Source organism: Erysipelothrix inopinata (genome assembly GCF_014396165.1).
GTDB classification, from domain to species: Bacteria; Bacillota_I; Bacilli_A; order Erysipelotrichales; family Erysipelotrichaceae; genus Erysipelothrix; species Erysipelothrix inopinata.
The window spans coordinates 768,164-785,510 of record NZ_CP060715.1 but is presented as its reverse complement, the minus strand read 5'-3'; the positions used below and the strand labels follow the sequence as shown (position 1 = coordinate 785,510).

Sequence of the window (17,347 nt, the reverse complement as noted above, 5' to 3'; positions counted from 1 at the left end):
CTCCTTTGTAATACTACACTAATACAATAACACGTTTAAACATTTTTTTCTATTCATATTTGATTTTTTTGAATGCACAAATTGAAATACTACCTGGACCCGTATGCGCCAATACAATCGGATATAAATTTCTTTGGACAACCGTTTCTCCAGTACGTTTCTCAACTTCTTTAATGACATGGGAGTAGATTTTTTCATCACAATCACCTGACAGAACAATCCACGTATAATCTTCAGGATTGCGATCCGATATTGCGAGATCTACACCAACTTTAACTGCCTTCTTAAAAGTACGAACTTTCTCCGCTAAATCGATTTCTCCATCTGCTACCTTAAGTACAGGAACAATCTTCAAAAGGTTCGCAATTGCTGCAGCAGCCGGTTTAATACGGCCACCTCTTTTTAAATATTGAATGTCTTCTGGAATTAGAGGAGCATACATGAATGAATCACGCTCTACTATCTCCTTAATAGCATCAGGTTCGAGTCCATGTTCTGCCATTTTCTTCACTTCCAAACTTAAGAGATAAAGTGGAGCACTAACAAATTGGGAATCAATAACAGTAATACGATTTTCGTAATCACGTGCTATTCCACAAGCCGTAAGATACGTTCCACTTAGTTTACTCGATATTGGTAGAAATATAATATGATCATATGTTTCAAGTGTTTTCTCAAAGAGTTGAATTAATTGGCCCATCGGTGGCTGTGCCGTTCCGACAGTAGCACCTTCTCGCATTGAACGAATGAGGTGCTCTCTTGAGATGCCCTCTTCTTCCATATATTCTTTTCCATTTATGGTCAGGGGCATTCTCGCTACAAGAATTCCATTTTCTAAAGCTTCTTCTTTTGAAATTCCCGCTGAAGAGTCTGTAATTACAGCTATTTTCATCAATAGTGTCCTCCATTTGTATAGTAACTATACCATATTTTATCATTTTTAATATACACTATTTACAAACCAAATTATATGAGCTATAATGTCAAAGCAAATGGCGGTCGTGGTGAAGTAGGTTAACACATCGGGTTGTGGCTCCGACATGCGCGGGTTCGAGTCCCGTCGATCGCCCCATATGTAAATAACACCCTCTATACAGAGGGTTTTTTTGTGTTTATAAATATAAAGCAACCAAAAAGTCACCACTTTTAATTTCAATCAAAATAACCTTCTCACTACTCTAGTAATCCCTAAATGAACTATATGCCAATTCTCATCGATAATAACACTAGTAAATAACACCTCATATTAGAAGGTGTTATTTTATTTAAATATTTCTATTTGATTGAATCTCTTATATCATTACATGTAAATCAATCGGCCATTTATGCAATCAAAGTTTACTACATATTTCAACATTAATCTTTATTCACTTTTTTGTTTCTAAAGGAAGCCACAATATCACAAGAAAAACTATTCCAATTATATATTTTATAAATCCCCAATCATAATAATTACTAAAAAAATATATTATCGCAATCAGGGTAAGAATAATTTTTTTAATCATTTTAACTTCTCCTCCCTTTTGTTACTGGTTGATGATAATCGTTTTTAGATAAGATTAATCTTTTTTTCCAAAATTCACAATCAGTTGAATAATTGAGTAAATTACGAATAAAAACGAAAATGTATAGAGAACGATAATTCTATTTTGATTCAGTGTCCCCATAAGATTCATTCCCACTAATCCACCTACTCCAGGTGATATCGCGATAATGAAATTCACAAACGCAAATTGAAACAAACTAAGAAAAACCAATATCGCGGCTTTGAATCTACTCATGTTGAATCCTCCTTTCTTCTAATTTAAGTATTTTCGTCCCTATAATTATGAGTTTCATATTTTCAATTTCAACCACTATCAATTATTTCTCGCTTTTTATACTTATATTATATTTGAAAAAGTCTTATAAGTTAGCCCTTACCTCAGTTTGATCACATGGTATAATATAAGTATACTGTGATATATAGTTAGTCGACTCGGAAGTGCTATTATGGATTTTATCTCAGAAGTTTTAGGTTTCATTTCATCATGTTTCGAATTATCCTTTTCATTTCAAAAACTCAAAGAACGGTATCCAGCCATGAAGAAAATGAATTCATTCTTGTTCTTCATATTGCTCGTATCTGTCGTTACATTATTGTTTTAGTAATCCTAATTATCATTTCATTTCTAACACGATAAAATATTTTTAAACATTAATAGTCATACCCAACTTTAATTTATAATGTTGGGTATTTTTAATAGAGTAATCATTACTGGTAAGGAACTATATTTCTTCCTTATTTATAGAACATTGTTATGTATATCAACCAAAATACTAATTTTTACGATAAAATCAATATAGAGACAGACACAGTAGTTTGAATTATTTTTAAAATTCATACGGTCTTCACATCCGTAAACTATACTGTGCTTAGGAGGTCCAACATGGTTAAAATACTTTATCTTGAGGATGAAAAGGCAATACAAGAAGTAACTCACGAGTACTTAAAAACTTTGAACTACGATATTGATATTGCCAATGATGGTCTTGAAGCCTTATCTCATCTTCAAAAGAATACTTATGATCTTGCGATATTAGATATCATAGTTCCATATCACTCTGGACTCGAAGTTTTAGAGAAAGTAACCCAGACATCTCCTAACACTAAAACTATCATGCTAACTGCATTAGGAAGTGAGTCAAGTCAGATAGATGCATTTGACCGTTTCGCAGATGATTACATCATTAAACCCTTCTCTCCAACACTCTTATTAAAAAGAGTAGAAGCCATTCTAAGGCGAAGCAATACTGGAACTACTCAACAGGGCCTGAATGTTCTTTCTGAAAGCTTCCAGGTATACTACGACGGTCAATCATTAAACTTTACTGTAAGTGAGTTTCTGATATTTAATGCAATGTATTCATCTCCCAAGAAAGTTTTTTCTCGATCTGAGCTCTTAGATATTTTAGATCCAGACAATCTTAGTGTGAATGATCGTGTTATCGACGCACATATCAAAAACATTCGGAAAAAGTCACCTAAGGTACTGATTAAAACAATTATAGGAATAGGGTATCAATATGAAAATATCTAAGAAAGTTTTCCTTTACACAGCTCTTACGACATTCTTATCTGGGATATTAATTATCAGCTATTTCGTTGTAATGTTGCCTGGGTTATATGCAGACTTTAAGAATGAAAGACTACTTAAAGGTATCACAGATATACAGGCAAACAACGTTGCGAACATTGGTTGTGCTTCGACACAAACGGATACGTTTATGGCAGCAAGTATTAATCTTCCTAAATCAGGGGATTCAATTAAGCTTTGCACACCATTCATCTCAACAGATATCGAAGTAAATCATCCCGACTTAGTAGAATTTGTGAATACATTTAAAATTGCGCTTGATGATGCTATTACTAATCAAAATGAAAGTGCTTTTAAAGACATAGACTTTAGTAAGATAGAAGCTATTTTCCAATCACAGAATATGGATGGATTATTTACGCTTACTAATAGTGCATTTACCAACTCTTTTGATATGGATCCGCACCCCATTATTCGTACGAAACAAAGTGAAGATGGATCAACCATCATTAGCTCTCAGGTTAAAGATGCGAATAATGATTACACCAGCTATGTGGCTTTCAATCAAGATAGTGATTCATTTTATCTAACCTTTGCTTCTGCTATGACACCAAAGCTAAATGAACTCACACCTATTGTTCTCGCTAGTACACCAATGATTCTGGCTTTCCTAGTTTTATTCACATTAGTTGCGGCACATTACTTTAGTAAGTTCCTTGCAAAACCTATAGAAACACTGGCTTCTCAAGCAACAAATCGACATGCTGATACAGACATTGTGTTCAAACAAAGCCATCAAGATGATGAATTTAAAATCTTAGAAGATGCTCTCAATCAAATGCATCAAGAAATCATGAAATCAATTCACTCCCTTACTGATAAGAATGCACAATTAGAGTTAGAAAAAGAACGTCAAAAACTCTTGATGATGAACATATCACATCAACTTAAAACACCACTTTCCAGTGCAAGCTTAATGGTTGAAGGTATGATTGCGAAAATTGGCAATCTGGTCAATACCGATCAATACCTCCCTAAAGTAAAACAAGAGTTAAACCATATTACAGTGATGTTAGAATCTATGCTTCTTGTCTTTGATGATTTAAATTCTGAAATCAAACATGAGACACTAGATCTTAGACCGCTTATTAATAATATGGTTGGTCAAATACAAAATCATACAGAAATTAAAAGTATTTCAGTTCAAACAAATCTCAAGGATGTTTCATTATATACAGATGTCTTCATCCTTACCTCTATCATTGAAAACATGCTTACTAACGCATATAAATATACAGACCTAAACGGTTCAATTGAAATTATCCTCGGCGAAAATTCATTGACTGTTGAAAATTCTCCTGCTTTTATTCCTCAATCCATCCTTGAACATATTGCTGAACCATTTGTCAGAAATGTTCATTCGGATGAGTCAGGTTCTGGATTAGGACTCTATATTGTTGATAGCTTTGTACTCTTACTAGGTATGCAATGGAAAATTGAAAATACCAGTAATGGCGTAAAAACAACACTTCTATTTAGAAAGGACATTTAATTATGTTAACCATTAATAAACTCGAGGTTCACTATAAAGAGTTTCGTGCTCTTAATATTACTCAACCTATCCAAGTATCAAAAGGAGACCGTATCGGAATTATCGGATCGAACGGTTCTGGTAAAACGACACTCATCAAAGCATGTTTGAAAATGATTCCATATAACGGATCGATTCAAACAGATATTGATCCTAATGATATGGCAGTTCATATGCAGTCGAACGATTATGTAGAGACCATGAACACTCGTTACATCCTTGAGGCGATTCTCAATACCAATATAAAAGACAACAAAAAACTGCAAGAGTTAATTGATTTCTTCGATTTTAATCCTAATCTCGATAAGAAATATAAAAATCTATCCGGCGGTCAAAAACAACGCTTCACACTTATTATGATTTTAATGCAAGATGCTCCTTTAACCTTCTTTGATGAAGTGACAACAGGTCTCGATTTTGAAACCCGCCAAGCACTCATTCAAAAAATTCTTAAATGGTATGATGGAAAAAATGCGTCAATTATGTTCGTTACTCACTATTATGAAGAGCTCGCACAACTTACGAATAAATTACTCATTTTAGATAAAGGGGAACTCATTGATTTTGGGACCCATGATGAACTATTCGCTAAATATTGTGGTCATTCCATTATTAGATGCGACATTACTCCTGAGACTGAGGGCGACTTTGCTTCTTACAAGCAACTTCGTTCCCCAAATAACTCAATCGTCATCTCATGCAACAACTCAGATGAAGAAATGGAAATAATCAAAAAATTAAATGCAAAAAATCTCAACTTCAGACGAAGTAACAACGATATTGAAATACTAACACTTAATGCAATTGGAGGATCAAACTAATGAAAAAGTTAATTGCTTATGAACTAAGAAACATGCTGGGTAATTTCTTCGCTATTTTCTTCGGTTTATTCTTCCCTATTCTTATGACATTAATTTTGAAACCTGCAATTCTAAAGAATGTTCCCGAAATTGCTCATGATGCTGCAGTGGTTCGAATATTCATTACTAATTTACTGATGATTCCTCTCGCACTTATGTTCGTAGGTTTCTCCGCTCTCTTCTCACAAGAGCTTGAGAAAAATGTTATTTCCCGTATGTCACTATTTGGGATTACAGAGTCGATGCAAATGCGTGCTAAGATGATTGCTCAATCAATAGTACTCTTATTCGCAATTATATTATATTGTGCCATTACAATTCCTTACCTAGGATTGCCCATGCCAACTCTCTATGCTGGCACAATGTACGCTCTTGTCATAATCTTACTTTCTATTATTCTATTTATATTATCTTATGGTATTGCACTTCTATCGAAGAAATTTAGTGTTTGTTACGGAATAACCATGACACTTTATTTCTCAATGATGATTCTATCAGGGATGATGGGTATGAACATTTCTGATTTCCCAAGTTTTATCCAAGTGATTTCAAAAATGTTTCCTACCGCATTCATTGTTAGTGATTTCCAAGATGCATGGTTCCTTACATCATATAACTTTGCACCGATGTTCCAGTCATTTATATTCTTTGGATCCATCAGTGGAATTGTCTGTTATATTGCGCTAAGAAAGAATGCTCGTTCATCCTTCTAATATAGAAAACGAAACCGAATTGGTTTCGTTTTTTTACGTAAATTTCAGAAGGTTTAACATCCACATAAGATACGTTTCCTTGTTGTAGACAACTTGAACTTCGACAGGGATACCATGGTGTAACTCGATGTTTTTCTTTTTATTAGTGGTTGGATTAATCTTTGCAACATAGTAAGAGTTTTTACCATCACTACTTGTTGTCACCCCATTATCGATGGTTTGAATTTCTCCATCAAGTGAACCATTTTGTATGGCATTGCTTCCGTGAACAATGATTCGCACTTCATCTCCTAAGGAAACCTTGTGACGATCATGAGATGGAATGTAAGATTCTATTTCAATATCCCCATCATTCTGAATTTCCCCGAACACTTGATTCGGATCTAAAGGAACACCAATTTCCACTGGAGCCAAGTAATGAATTCTTCCACTCTCCTGCGCCTTAACTTCATAAAGATCGTTCTGTGTTGTAACAATATCGATTTGTTTTTTCAGTTCTAGAATCTCTTGTTGTATTCTATTCGTTTCAATGCCTGCCTCTGATGATAATTGATAATAAATATTCTGTGATGGAGGTTGGGAATCTCTCTGAAGTTCTAATTGTTCAAGTTGTGATTGATATTCTTCGCTCATTTCCGAGTTTACTTCTGATTGTATTCTTTCTTTATAGGAAGTAATTTTCTGAATTACTGACAATTTTTGCTTGTTTTCTTCTTCAACAGCATCCAAATAATATTTCAATTTTCCATAGTATGCTAGATTCTCTTCTTCCTTAACAGTTAGTGTTTGTTTCTTCAATCCTTCAACATATCGTGTAAGATAAGTTTTTTGTTCTTCTAAGTTAATTATTTGTTCATCTAAATACTTTACTTGAAGATTTTCTTTACCGTCACTTACAGTAAGAATGATTTCATCTTTTTCTACCCATTCTCCTTCCGCCTTATTTAAGGACTCTATTGAACCGTAGGTTAAGGATGTTAGATACGTGCTTTGATTTAAACGGACATTACCCTCCGCTTTCACAATATAAGGTTTGTGAAGGTAGTTCATTCCGATAAGGATGCTTATGATTAACAATACAATTATGACAAGAAAAGCCAAAATATATTTGTGAGGTTCTTTTTTCATAAACATATAACTATCGGATGTTTCTTCTATTGAATATAACTTCATACTTTAGCAATAGGCTTAAAATATTCCACACGGCAGTTTTCCTCAGAATAGTTTGAAATAATAGTAAAAAGTTCCCCATTATCTTCGTAATTCATTTCATAAAAATATACATTCATTTTTTGAGATGCCATACCTAAATATTCTGGTGAATCATCAAAGATTACTTGTACACAGTTTGGTACATGGTACTCTCCATAGTAGCTGAAATAATCAGGAAGATTGCTAGTCCCCTCTATTTCAACGAGAATTTCATAGTCAACTCTTATTTCCCCAACCTCATTAATTTTAGTTCCGCTACTTTTCACGATTATTGGACTGATACAAGTTATCCCCAAAAGAGCTATTTTATTCTCGAAATTATGAATTTCCCAATCAAGTTGATCTACGATCATATCGTTTAGTTTATGTGCAATAACATTATTTAATTTTAATTCAATGTTGTCATTAATTTTAATTTTTTCCATTTTTCTCCCCTACTGAATTTCTTGAGTCTTTACCATCTTAAAAAAGAATCCTTTTTTATTCATTAACTCTTGATAACTTCCAAACTCCACTACCTTGCCATCATTCAAAAAATAGATGACATCACATCTTTGGATGGTTGATAGACGGTGTGCAATTATCAGCATCGTCTTATCTTTTAATGTGTTAAATATTATTTCCAGTATCTTCGCCTCACTATATATATCTAGATTCGACGTAACTTCATCAAGAATGTATAACGAAGGATTATTAAGTAATGCGCGTGTTAATGCAATTTTTTGTTTTTCTCCACCCGATAGGTTCATTCCTCCTTCCTCTATTTTTGTTTCATATCGATATGACAATTTAGAGACAAACTCATGTACACCCGTAATTTTCGATACTGATTTCACTTGTTCATAACTAATTTCAGTATTGTTCATTGTGAGATTATCATAAATTGATGATGAGAATAGTTGAACGTTTTGGGGCACATAAGCTATTGATTTCCGTATGCTAATTGTATTTATATCAAACACTGATTCGAAGTCCCATTCGATATCACCTTCGTCGATATTCATCATTTTCAACAACAGTTTGGCTATTGTCGTTTTCCCAGATCCACTTGGGCCAACAATTGCGGTTTTCTTCCCTTTATCCATTCTCATATTTAGTCCTTTAAGGATAGGTCTTCTGGAACCATAAGAAAAAGTCACATCATTGATGTTAATAAAATTATTCAGTTCCAGTTTCTCGGCATTGCCTATTTCTTCGAGTTCCGGTTTTATATCCATTAGTTCTTTCAATCTTTGAATTGAAATGTCCGCTTCCTGAAAACTCATCTGTAATGTGATCAGACTTTGAACTGGCTCGATAAAGTACTGACTCAGGGTCTGAAACACCATGAGATCTCCTAATGTCATAGCTCCATCGATAATACTAATTGCTCCTAATCCCAGAAACACTATATTTCCAATATTCGAAATACCATTTGAAATCAATCCTTGGAACAGTTCAACTTTCCCTTGTTTGAAACCAATGTTTATTACATTAATGAACTTTGATTCTAACTTCTGTATAGATTTTTTTTCGTAACTACATGCTTTCACAGTTTCTATATTTTGAATCGATTCTATGAGATGTGAATTTAACTCTGAATTTCTTTCCATTTGCAGTATATTATTTCTTTTATAGATACCTTTAAATGTGATAATAAGAATTAGATTAAGAATCATCATTACTAACAGAACTAAAAACAACCTCGCGTTAATCTTAATGAGTACTACTGTAGATACAATTGCTAGAATAATGTCCATAATGAGATTAATAGTAATTGAAGTAAATATATCCTTAATTGTTGTTGCATCTTGAAATCGGGTCAAAATATCGCCAACAGATCTCATACCGAAAAAATTATAAGGTAACTTCATCACATGATCGTAGTAACCCATTAAAAGTGGAAAATCAATGTTCCTTGATAAATATAAAGATACATACTGCCTCATCGCAGAAAGTATATTTTGAAATATTGTAATCACCACGAAGATAATTAAGTATAAATACAATTGTCGTTTCATTTGATACGGAATAATTTCATCCATAATTACTTTAGAAAATAAACTTGATACGATACCAAATATGGATAAGACAAATGATGAAAGAATTATAGTTGCAAACATTCTCTTGTGGGGTAGTACGATAGATTGATACAGAGACATCATACTGATGTTACTCCTCTGTGTATTTTCAAATTCATTCGTAGGGGCCATAAAAATGCATACTCCTGTAAAATACTTTTCAAATTCAGCTAAAGATTCTTTATATACTTTTGATTTCCCTGGGTCTGCGATAACCAACTTACCTTTTTTATATCGATGAACAACAACAAAGTGATCATATCCTTCCTTATTTCGAATATGAGCAATAAATGGATAACTTAACTCTCCACTCAAATCTGATAAACCCATTCGAACAGGTTTAACATTGAAACCATAAGATTTTAAACCATCTACAATACCCTTAACGCTTGTTCCTACTTGATCTGTGCCAATTCTCAAGCGAATATTCATGAGAGTCTGTTCTTTCTTATAGTATTTAAGAATCGTACCCACACATGCTGCCGCACAATCGCTTTGATCATGCTGTAATACATTGTCATATCTTGTAAACATAAAAATGCCTCCACTATTAAGTGGCGGCATATTAAATTTATCCTATCTATTTATTAATTTTATCAATAAGATTTGTAAGCGATGCTAGAGGTTGTGTTATATATTTTTTTTCATGATGGAATAATTGGGAATACATGATAATGGTTGGAATCTTACAGTCAACTTCAAAAAGTTTCCCTTCTTCAATAAGATTATTTACTGAGAAATACGGTAGTAAGGCAATTCCCATTCCCTTAAGCAGCACATTAATAATGACATCGATATTTCCTACCTCCAAAACACTTGTTAAAATAAGATGCTGTTCCGCAAGATATCTTTCCAAATCAAAACGATAAGCTTCCCCTTTTTCAGTTAAGAGAAAAGGAATACGGGATAGCTCTTTAAGAGAATAGTTATTATGAGGTGTTAATGATTCATCATTTGAGACAAAGACTATTTTTTCTTTCTTTTCCAGCACTCGCGTTAACTCTTGTCCATAAACCATGTGATCTAAAGTATATACCAAATCGATTTCATTCCGGTTCAACATATCTATTAAGTTTGGTGTCTTACTTACTACGAGTTTAATTTCAACGTGAGGATGTATTTGGTGAAACTGCTTAATGATTTCTGGAAATTGTGCCGTAGCCAATGAGCCAACCGTTCCCACTCTAATTGTTGAGTGATAACTCATCTCAGATTTGAAGTTTACTGCTTCATCAAAAGTACGGATTACTGCATTGGCGTAGTGTATATAAGCTTCTCCATTATCAGTAAGATAAATTTGATTATTGATCCGATCAAATAACTTCATATTGAGCTCGTCTTCCATTTGTTTAATCTGAATTGTGACCGCAGCTTGAGTGTAACCGAGAGACTCCGCAGCTTTACTAAAGCTTTGTTTCTCCACAACACGAATAAAGGTTTTAAAATGTCTTATTTCCATAGTCCCTCCATAAAAAATTTTAATACATCTTATAAATATGTTTAAATATATTTATATTATATCCTATGTTATATTGATATGCGAATATGGAGGGCGATTTAATGAGCGATTACGAATTAAACAAAACAATCAAACGCATTTGTGATGAATTTATAGACAATCACTTTGAATTTACAGATAACTTGAGAGATGTTCCTGTTTGGAGTCAAGCACCTGATACACTTATTCAGGAATTACTAGAATCTGAAATCCCTAACGAAGGAAGACCCCTTGATGAAGTGTATCAACAACTTCAATCAGAAGTATATAAATATTCTTTAATAGGAAATCATCCGCGTTCATTTGGTTTTGTACCCGGTGTCCCAACGAAACTATCTTTTTTAGGTGACATGATGACTTCAGCTTATAACCTACACGGAAGTAATTGGATTAACGCCTCGGCAGCAAGTACTATTGAATCAAATATGATTCGCTGGCTAGGAAGTAAAATCGGGTATTCAGAAGCATCAGGCGGGATTTTTGTCTCTGGTGGTTCCATGGCAAACCTTACAGGAATCGTTGCTGGACGGGATCATACAATCCCTGAAGACAAAAGACATCTTGGTGTTGCATATATTTCAGATCAAACACACCACTCAGTTGAAAAAGGTCTCTTGATTGCAGGATTTACTCACAACCAAATTAGAAAAATTACATCGAACGAACTCTTTCAAATAGATGTTGATGCACTACAGCAATCTATTATTTCAGATTTAGAAAAAGGATTGATCCCAGGTATAATCATTGCAAGTGCAGGAACTACGAACACCGGTAGTGTGGATAATATCCAGGCTATTTCTGATTTAGCAACAAAACATAATGTTTGGCTTCATGTAGATGGCGCATATGGTGCATCATTCCTTCTTTCCAACAAACACCGTCATCAACTTAATGGAATTGAGAATGCAGACAGCGTAAGTTGGGATGCACATAAATTACTCTTCCAAACATACAGTTGTGCAATGGTCTTAGTAAAGAATAAATCAAGCCTCCTGAACAGCTTCAGTGCTAATCCAGAATATCTTGATGATATTGGTGGTTCTACCATGGATGATTTTGGTTCATTAGGCATCGAGTTAACACGCCCTACAAGAGCTCTTAAACTTTGGTTGTCACTGCAAGTAATTGGGCTCGATCAATTCGAAAGAATGATTGATGGTGGTCATGAACTTGCTCTTTATACAGAAAAAGAAGTTCTAAATCATGAAGACTGGGAAATTGTTTCAAATCCGCAATTTTCAATTTTGAACTTCCGATATGCTAATTCAAACTTTAACGCCGAAGCATTGAACAAAATAAATAAACAAGTTGCGAATGAAATCGTTGATTCAGGTTATGCTGGAGTATTTACAACTCAACTTAAAGGAAAAACTGTATTAAGAATGTGTACTATCAATCCTAATACTACTCATGAGGATATTAATAATACTATCTCAAGATTAAATGAATTAGCAATTCATTATGCGAAATTAGCTTAATAATGGTATGATGTTACCGATTGAGGAGGAATCATTTATGGAATCCTATATCGGACTTGGCATTGTGCTTGAACCATCCGAAGATACGGTAGCACAAATAGAGAAAATTATTGATCTTATTGAAGTATACAGTACTTCATTTACTGTTACACATCCTAAAAAAGGCGATTATGATGATTGGGTGGAAGAACCTGTGCAGTCAACTGACGACATGAATTTAATTGTTGAAAAATTAGCCTATAAGACATCTTATGCAGATATTAACTTAGAGATGGGGGACTATAATTTAGAAACCAGGCTTCAACTATCTAATGAAGAAAAAGACTTCTTAGTTCACTTTGAGATTGATCAAGCTTCACTCATTCGTGATAATTCACGGGAGTCATTAGAAAAAGCAACATCACTAATTAAGTCGTTGATTCAAAGTATTGATGAGGCCGTCGACTACAGTTATATCTTCTGTGATCAAGAAGCTCAGTATCTCTATACTAAGAGTCGCTTGATTGAAATTGCTCATAATCCTTACGCAATACTAAAAATGCATGAACGTGAAATTGTTCAAGCACCATGGTATTTAGATGGATTTACTTTGAGAAATACGAATCACTAATGCAAAACAGATTGAATTATCTTCAATCTGTTTTTTTTATATATAAATTACCGCATCATACATTTCAATAAAATTGGTATCATGTGTTACCACCACTACTGTCTTACCTGCTTTTGCTAAGTCACTAAGATAACCGAGAATCATTGAAGCATTTTCAACATCCACATTGCCTGTTGGTTCGTCCGCCAAGATTGTGTCACTCTTCTTAAGCATGATTCTCGCCAATGCTATACGTTGCTGTTCTCCACCTGAAAGAGTGTATACCAAAGTGTCAACATCCTTATAAATATTTACTTTCTCTAACGTTTTCTGAACAATGTCTCTTTTATCTTTTCTGGAACCATCAAATACAAATTCAAGATTCTCATAAATTGTTTCATCTTCTAACAATGCAAAATCCTGCACAAGATAACTAATCTCATTTTTAAGAAATTTCCGATGTTCTTTTTTATTGAGCGTTGATACATTTTTATCGTTCACAAGAACAGTTCCTGTTTTCGGTTTCAAAAATCCACTAATTAAATTAAGAATCGTTGTTTTTCCACTCCCAGATCGACCACATAACGCAATCATCTGGCCTTCGTTAATTTCCAAATTAAAATTTCTCAACACATCAAGACTTTCATATTGAACATCTACATTTTCTAATTTAATCATGATTTGCTCCTTTTAATAATTTTAGTGATATTTAAATCTAACGTATACACAACTGCGACATGAATCAGGATTTCTAATAAAGGAATTATAAACATAGAGAGAACTGTTTCAATACTTCCTTTACGCAGCAAGTGAGTTAGTGCAATTGTTAAACATGAAGTACTTAGAATTCCTAACAGGATGCGTTTTATCTGTTTCCAAGAAGAAACGCCAGATAAACCTTGAACTGCTATTTTTCTCGCAACCATAGGGATAGTAATAAGCATCGCAACCACTATGATTGTTATATTCATGAGTGTCGCTAGTAATACTTCGGTTAGTTTTATTCTTCGATAACTTTTAGTTTCGTTTTTTTCTTTCTCATTGACGTACGCTCTGGTTTCAAATTTGTAATGATTTTTGCTAATATCTCCATCCCTTGTTAATTCTCTTCGTTCATGATCTTCGTCTACATTAATGATTTGAAAATCTTGGTAATTCATAAAATCATTCCTTACATGCAAAACATAATTTTGTTCTACGTTAGAATGAATTATTTGCTCTGGAACAATAAACAAATTTGATAACTTTAATTCCCCTAAATTCACCAGATCTGCTTTCTCACAATTATGTTCTTGACTATTACAATATACTGGTGATGTATCGAGAACTCTTCTAAATTCTTCATACATCGACTCTGAAGCAAGAAAGTAATTCTCTTCGCCAAGGGTTGATATGCCATTCATTTTGAGAAATTTTTCATTAACCTCGATAATTGGATAATTTTCATCATGCATATTTGCCATAACTACGATTCCATCATTATTCAACTCTTGATAAAGTATATTTGAGTTATCAAACAGAACCATAGACGACATATTTCCAACAGGAGTAATTTGAAATATTTCCACTGGATTTTGTTTGTAATACTTTTCTGCTTCTTCTACGTTTCCTAGCATTTCGTTGCTGAATCTATATACTTCAATTTTGTCATAAAGAAACAATATTGCGAAAGATTTTAGAATCACAATAGGTATTAATATTAAGACTAATCGTTTTTTCATATTCCGTTCTCTACAGATATAGGTTTCTCTTGCGTAAATCTGTACGCAAACAAAAAGCCATAAACTTTCGATTAATAAAATCCAAATTAACGAGTAAATGTTAATGGTAATATAACTCCTGTTGAATAGGTGAACCGATTGTGTGAGGACCATATATCCCGCTGACATCACCAAAACATAACAAGCAATTGTTAATGGGATTACTTCTTTTAAAGTGTTGTGATATATCATGCGGACTGATAGACCGTTTAATTTTTGAATCATATATTTTCTGTGATTTTTCAAAGTATAAAACATCATTGATATTAACACTACGATCATCAGAATTAATGCTGACGGCTCGGTGAAAAATTGTAATGTTGTTATGAATTGAAACAAAGGTGACATAGTGAGACTCTCATGATTTTGAGACTTCACATATGAAACCGGCATATTTTCAAAAAACAATGCGAGATCTTGCTCACTAGATCCTGTCACAATAGTAGCAAAGCCAATATGGTCTGTACTTGTTTCTGACCACGGTAAAATGGATAGATGATTTCCAATTATATTAATATCAAGCTTAAATTGATTACTAAATTTATTAATTGGTTCTGTTATATTCAAGAAATCATCTGGAGTTAGATGTGGTTCAATTGGTAGTTTGTCTAATGTTTCTTGATTTTGAGTATAAATGTATTGGTCAATCTTACCGTGCTCTTCATCATAAACCACTTGAAACAAATCAACACTATAGTGCTCTGCTTGTTTAATAATTTCTTGAACCATATTCTCTGTCAAATCCTCACTAACAACAAAACTATCGCGATATGGGGATACACTCTCTGATAAGAAAAAAAAGTTACGATGTTCTTTCATCTGAGAATATTGAACAATTGTGTAAAGATTACTCACAAGAAACAATGATAAACATGCTATTATTATTTTTTTCATATTATCTCCTTATAATGAGAGGGCTCGTACATACTAATAAGCCCCTGGTGATTTCATCTCGATTCCTATTACCGAACCATAACTAGTGAACCCCGACAAATTGTTTCGTGTAGCTGGTTGGAAATACTGAGTAACTGCATATTTACTCTTAACCTCGTTGGTAAAACTAATACCATAGTAGTTCAATAAAGTATTATTGGGCTTTTGAACTACTGTATGATTTCCTCTACTTGAGTATTCTCCTGTTTCATAAACCCAGTTTGCTCTCGCCTTAACGGAGTAAACTTGTTTATTCCAAGTTACTGATCCAATTTTTTCTGTCGTTTTTGAAGCCGCAAATACTCTCGTACAACAAGACATTATTATTAAAGAAACGAAGCATAACTTTGACAATCTTTTTTCATCATATTTTTCCTTACTAAAACCCTCTCAATTTTAATTACAACTAATAATTCATATTTCTTAATATTCCTATCACTATATCACAGTACGGATATCATTAAGTTTGTTTCCTTTATTCGGCCACAATTTGCGAGCAATTGGTAACAAATAAAAAGCTAAGCGTTTATACAAGGAAATATGTACAATAATGCCTATTTTAATTTAGGAGGTACTAACTTGAAAAATGAAATTATTTTATTCGAACATGAAGAATTGACATTAAAAGTTCCATTCACTCCCGAAGAAGAAACAGTTTGGTTAAACCGGAATCAAATGGCAACACTTTTTGGAAGAGATGTAAAAACTATAGGTAAACATATTGGGAATGCACTCCGTGAAGAATTGGACACTTCAACTGTCGCAAAATTTGCGACAGTTCAAGCAGAAGGTGATCGTACTGTCTCTCGGGACATTGAGTACTACAATCTAGACATGATTATATCTGTGGGATATCGAGTGAAGTCAAATAGAGGCATAGCTTTTAGACGTTGGGCAAATCGTGTTCTAAAGGAGTATATAATCCGTGGTTATGCAATAAATCAAAACAGGATGAATCAATTAGATCAAATAGTGAAGTTGATGAAAAGAACCAAGGATAATTTAGATAGTGAGCAAGTTTTATCGGTAATTGAACGGTATAATGAGGCTTTAAATCTCTTAGATGATTACGATCACGAATCAATTTCGAGGCCTGAAGGAACACAACCAACCTATAAATTGACCTATGAAGAATGTCGGAATATTATTGATAGTATGAAATATAGTAGTAAATCTGATTTATTTGGAAAGGAAAGAGACGACTCTTTTAAAGGAAGCATTGGAAACATTTATCAAAGCTTTGATGGCGAAGAATTATACACGTCACTAGAGGAGAAAGCTGCGAATTTGCTTTATTTTGTAACAAAAAACCATAGTTTCATCGATGGAAACAAGCGCATTGCTGCTACCATATTTTTGCATTTTCTTCACAAAAACACAGTACTTCTCCAAAACGAAAAAAAGTTGATTGAAGATCACACACTTGTTGCGCTTACAATTATGATTGCCGAATCAAACCCCAAAGAAAAAGAGCTAATAATTAGCTTAATTATGAATTGTATCAAATAGAAAAATTTATGAACTTAATTCGGCCAAATTTCATCATATAGAAAGACACTTTTAAATAATCGACCTT

17 protein-coding genes and 1 tRNA gene are annotated in these 17,347 nt (G+C 33.5%); 9 read left to right on the top strand and 9 right to left on the bottom strand.

Going from position 1 to position 17,347, the window contains the following annotated elements; genetic code table 11:
* Nucleotides 1-49 precede the first annotated feature (49 nt).
* Nucleotides 50-892 carry a DegV family protein gene (locus H9L01_RS03840; RefSeq protein WP_246449161.1) on the bottom strand — a complete coding sequence of 281 codons (843 nt, stop codon included), beginning with the start codon at nt 890-892 and terminating at the stop codon, nt 50-52.
* A 103-nt stretch (nt 893-995) separates the two neighbouring features.
* On the opposite strand from H9L01_RS03840, the gene H9L01_RS03835 reads away from it, so the two are divergent.
* Nucleotides 996-1,072: transfer RNA gene (locus tag H9L01_RS03835), tRNA-His, on the top strand.
* 487 nt (nt 1,073-1,559) lie between these two features.
* Here H9L01_RS03835 and H9L01_RS03830 read toward each other — a convergent pair.
* Nucleotides 1,560-1,781, bottom strand: coding sequence for a hypothetical protein (locus H9L01_RS03830; RefSeq protein ID WP_187534701.1), 222 nt, complete (start codon nt 1,779-1,781; stop codon nt 1,560-1,562).
* Between the two features lie 249 nt (nt 1,782-2,030).
* On the opposite strand from H9L01_RS03830, the gene H9L01_RS03825 reads away from it, so the two are divergent.
* The 5 genes from H9L01_RS03825 (at nt 2,031) to H9L01_RS03805 (ending at nt 6,241) form a co-directional block, all read left to right on the top strand.
* Nucleotides 2,031-2,183, top strand: coding sequence for a hypothetical protein (locus H9L01_RS03825; RefSeq protein WP_187534700.1), 153 nt, complete (start codon nt 2,031-2,033; stop codon nt 2,181-2,183).
* Between the two features lie 246 nt (nt 2,184-2,429).
* A complete protein-coding gene (locus H9L01_RS03820; protein ID WP_187534699.1) occupies nt 2,430-3,080 on the top strand; it encodes a response regulator transcription factor in 651 nt (216 codons plus the stop codon).
* Nucleotides 3,067-4,629 (top strand): sensor histidine kinase, encoded by a 1,563-nt coding sequence (locus H9L01_RS03815; RefSeq protein WP_187534698.1) that lies wholly within the window; start codon nt 3,067-3,069, stop codon nt 4,627-4,629. Before H9L01_RS03820 ends, H9L01_RS03815 begins: the two co-directional genes overlap by 14 nt.
* 2 nt (nt 4,630-4,631) lie before the next feature.
* Complete coding sequence (locus H9L01_RS03810; protein WP_187534697.1) at nt 4,632-5,489, top strand: ATP-binding cassette domain-containing protein; 858 nt, start codon at nt 4,632-4,634, stop codon at nt 5,487-5,489.
* Nucleotides 5,489-6,241, top strand: a complete 753-nt coding sequence (locus tag H9L01_RS03805; protein WP_187534696.1) for an ABC transporter permease — start codon at nt 5,489-5,491, stop codon at nt 6,239-6,241. Before H9L01_RS03810 ends, H9L01_RS03805 begins: the two co-directional genes overlap by 1 nt.
* A gap of 33 nt (nt 6,242-6,274) precedes the next feature.
* Here the strand turns inward: H9L01_RS03805 and H9L01_RS03800 are convergent, their stop codons facing one another.
* The 4 genes from H9L01_RS03800 to H9L01_RS03785 are packed head-to-tail and all read right to left on the bottom strand — an operon-like array spanning nt 6,275 to nt 10,972.
* On the bottom strand, nt 6,275-7,369 hold the full coding sequence (locus H9L01_RS03800) for a beta-barrel domain-containing protein (protein ID WP_187534695.1): 1,095 nt from the start codon (nt 7,367-7,369) through the stop codon (nt 6,275-6,277).
* A 41-nt stretch (nt 7,370-7,410) separates the two neighbouring features.
* Entirely contained in the window at nt 7,411-7,878 is a 468-nt protein-coding gene (locus H9L01_RS03795) for a hypothetical protein (protein ID WP_187534694.1), read from the bottom strand.
* 9 nt (nt 7,879-7,887) lie between these two features.
* The gene (locus H9L01_RS03790; RefSeq protein WP_187534693.1) at nt 7,888-10,047 is read right to left on the bottom strand and encodes a peptidase domain-containing ABC transporter; all 2,160 of its coding nucleotides are present in this window, start codon (nt 10,045-10,047) and stop codon (nt 7,888-7,890) included.
* Between the two features lie 46 nt (nt 10,048-10,093).
* The gene (locus H9L01_RS03785; RefSeq protein ID WP_187534692.1) at nt 10,094-10,972 is read right to left on the bottom strand and encodes a LysR family transcriptional regulator; all 879 of its coding nucleotides are present in this window, start codon (nt 10,970-10,972) and stop codon (nt 10,094-10,096) included.
* Nucleotides 10,973-11,073: 101 nt separating this feature from the next.
* Here H9L01_RS03785 and H9L01_RS03780 point away from each other — a divergent pair, with 101 nt between their 5' ends.
* Both H9L01_RS03780 and H9L01_RS03775 read left to right on the top strand, forming a co-directional pair.
* Nucleotides 11,074-12,489, top strand: a complete 1,416-nt coding sequence (locus H9L01_RS03780) for a pyridoxal phosphate-dependent decarboxylase family protein (protein WP_187534691.1) — start codon at nt 11,074-11,076, stop codon at nt 12,487-12,489.
* A gap of 37 nt (nt 12,490-12,526) precedes the next feature.
* A complete protein-coding gene (locus tag H9L01_RS03775; RefSeq protein ID WP_187534690.1) occupies nt 12,527-13,099 on the top strand; it encodes an Imm64 family immunity protein in 573 nt (190 codons plus the stop codon).
* Between the two features lie 36 nt (nt 13,100-13,135).
* Here the strand turns inward: H9L01_RS03775 and H9L01_RS03770 are convergent, their stop codons facing one another.
* The 3 genes from H9L01_RS03770 to H9L01_RS03760 are packed head-to-tail and all read right to left on the bottom strand — an operon-like array spanning nt 13,136 to nt 16,092.
* Nucleotides 13,136-13,756 carry an ATP-binding cassette domain-containing protein gene (locus H9L01_RS03770; protein WP_187534689.1) on the bottom strand — a complete coding sequence of 207 codons (621 nt, stop codon included), beginning with the start codon at nt 13,754-13,756 and terminating at the stop codon, nt 13,136-13,138.
* Nucleotides 13,753-15,732: a hypothetical protein gene (locus H9L01_RS03765; RefSeq protein WP_187534688.1), complete on the bottom strand. Its 1,980-nt coding sequence runs from the start codon at nt 15,730-15,732 to the stop codon at nt 13,753-13,755. Before H9L01_RS03765 ends, H9L01_RS03770 begins: the two co-directional genes overlap by 4 nt.
* Before the next feature lie 33 nt (nt 15,733-15,765).
* Nucleotides 15,766-16,092 carry a hypothetical protein gene (locus H9L01_RS03760; RefSeq protein ID WP_187534687.1) on the bottom strand — a complete coding sequence of 109 codons (327 nt, stop codon included), beginning with the start codon at nt 16,090-16,092 and terminating at the stop codon, nt 15,766-15,768.
* A 258-nt stretch (nt 16,093-16,350) separates the two neighbouring features.
* Here H9L01_RS03760 and H9L01_RS03755 point away from each other — a divergent pair, with 258 nt between their 5' ends.
* On the top strand, nt 16,351-17,280 hold the full coding sequence (locus H9L01_RS03755) for a virulence RhuM family protein/type II toxin-antitoxin system death-on-curing family toxin (RefSeq protein ID WP_187534686.1): 930 nt from the start codon (nt 16,351-16,353) through the stop codon (nt 17,278-17,280).
* The last annotated feature ends 67 nt before the right edge of the window (nt 17,281-17,347 follow it).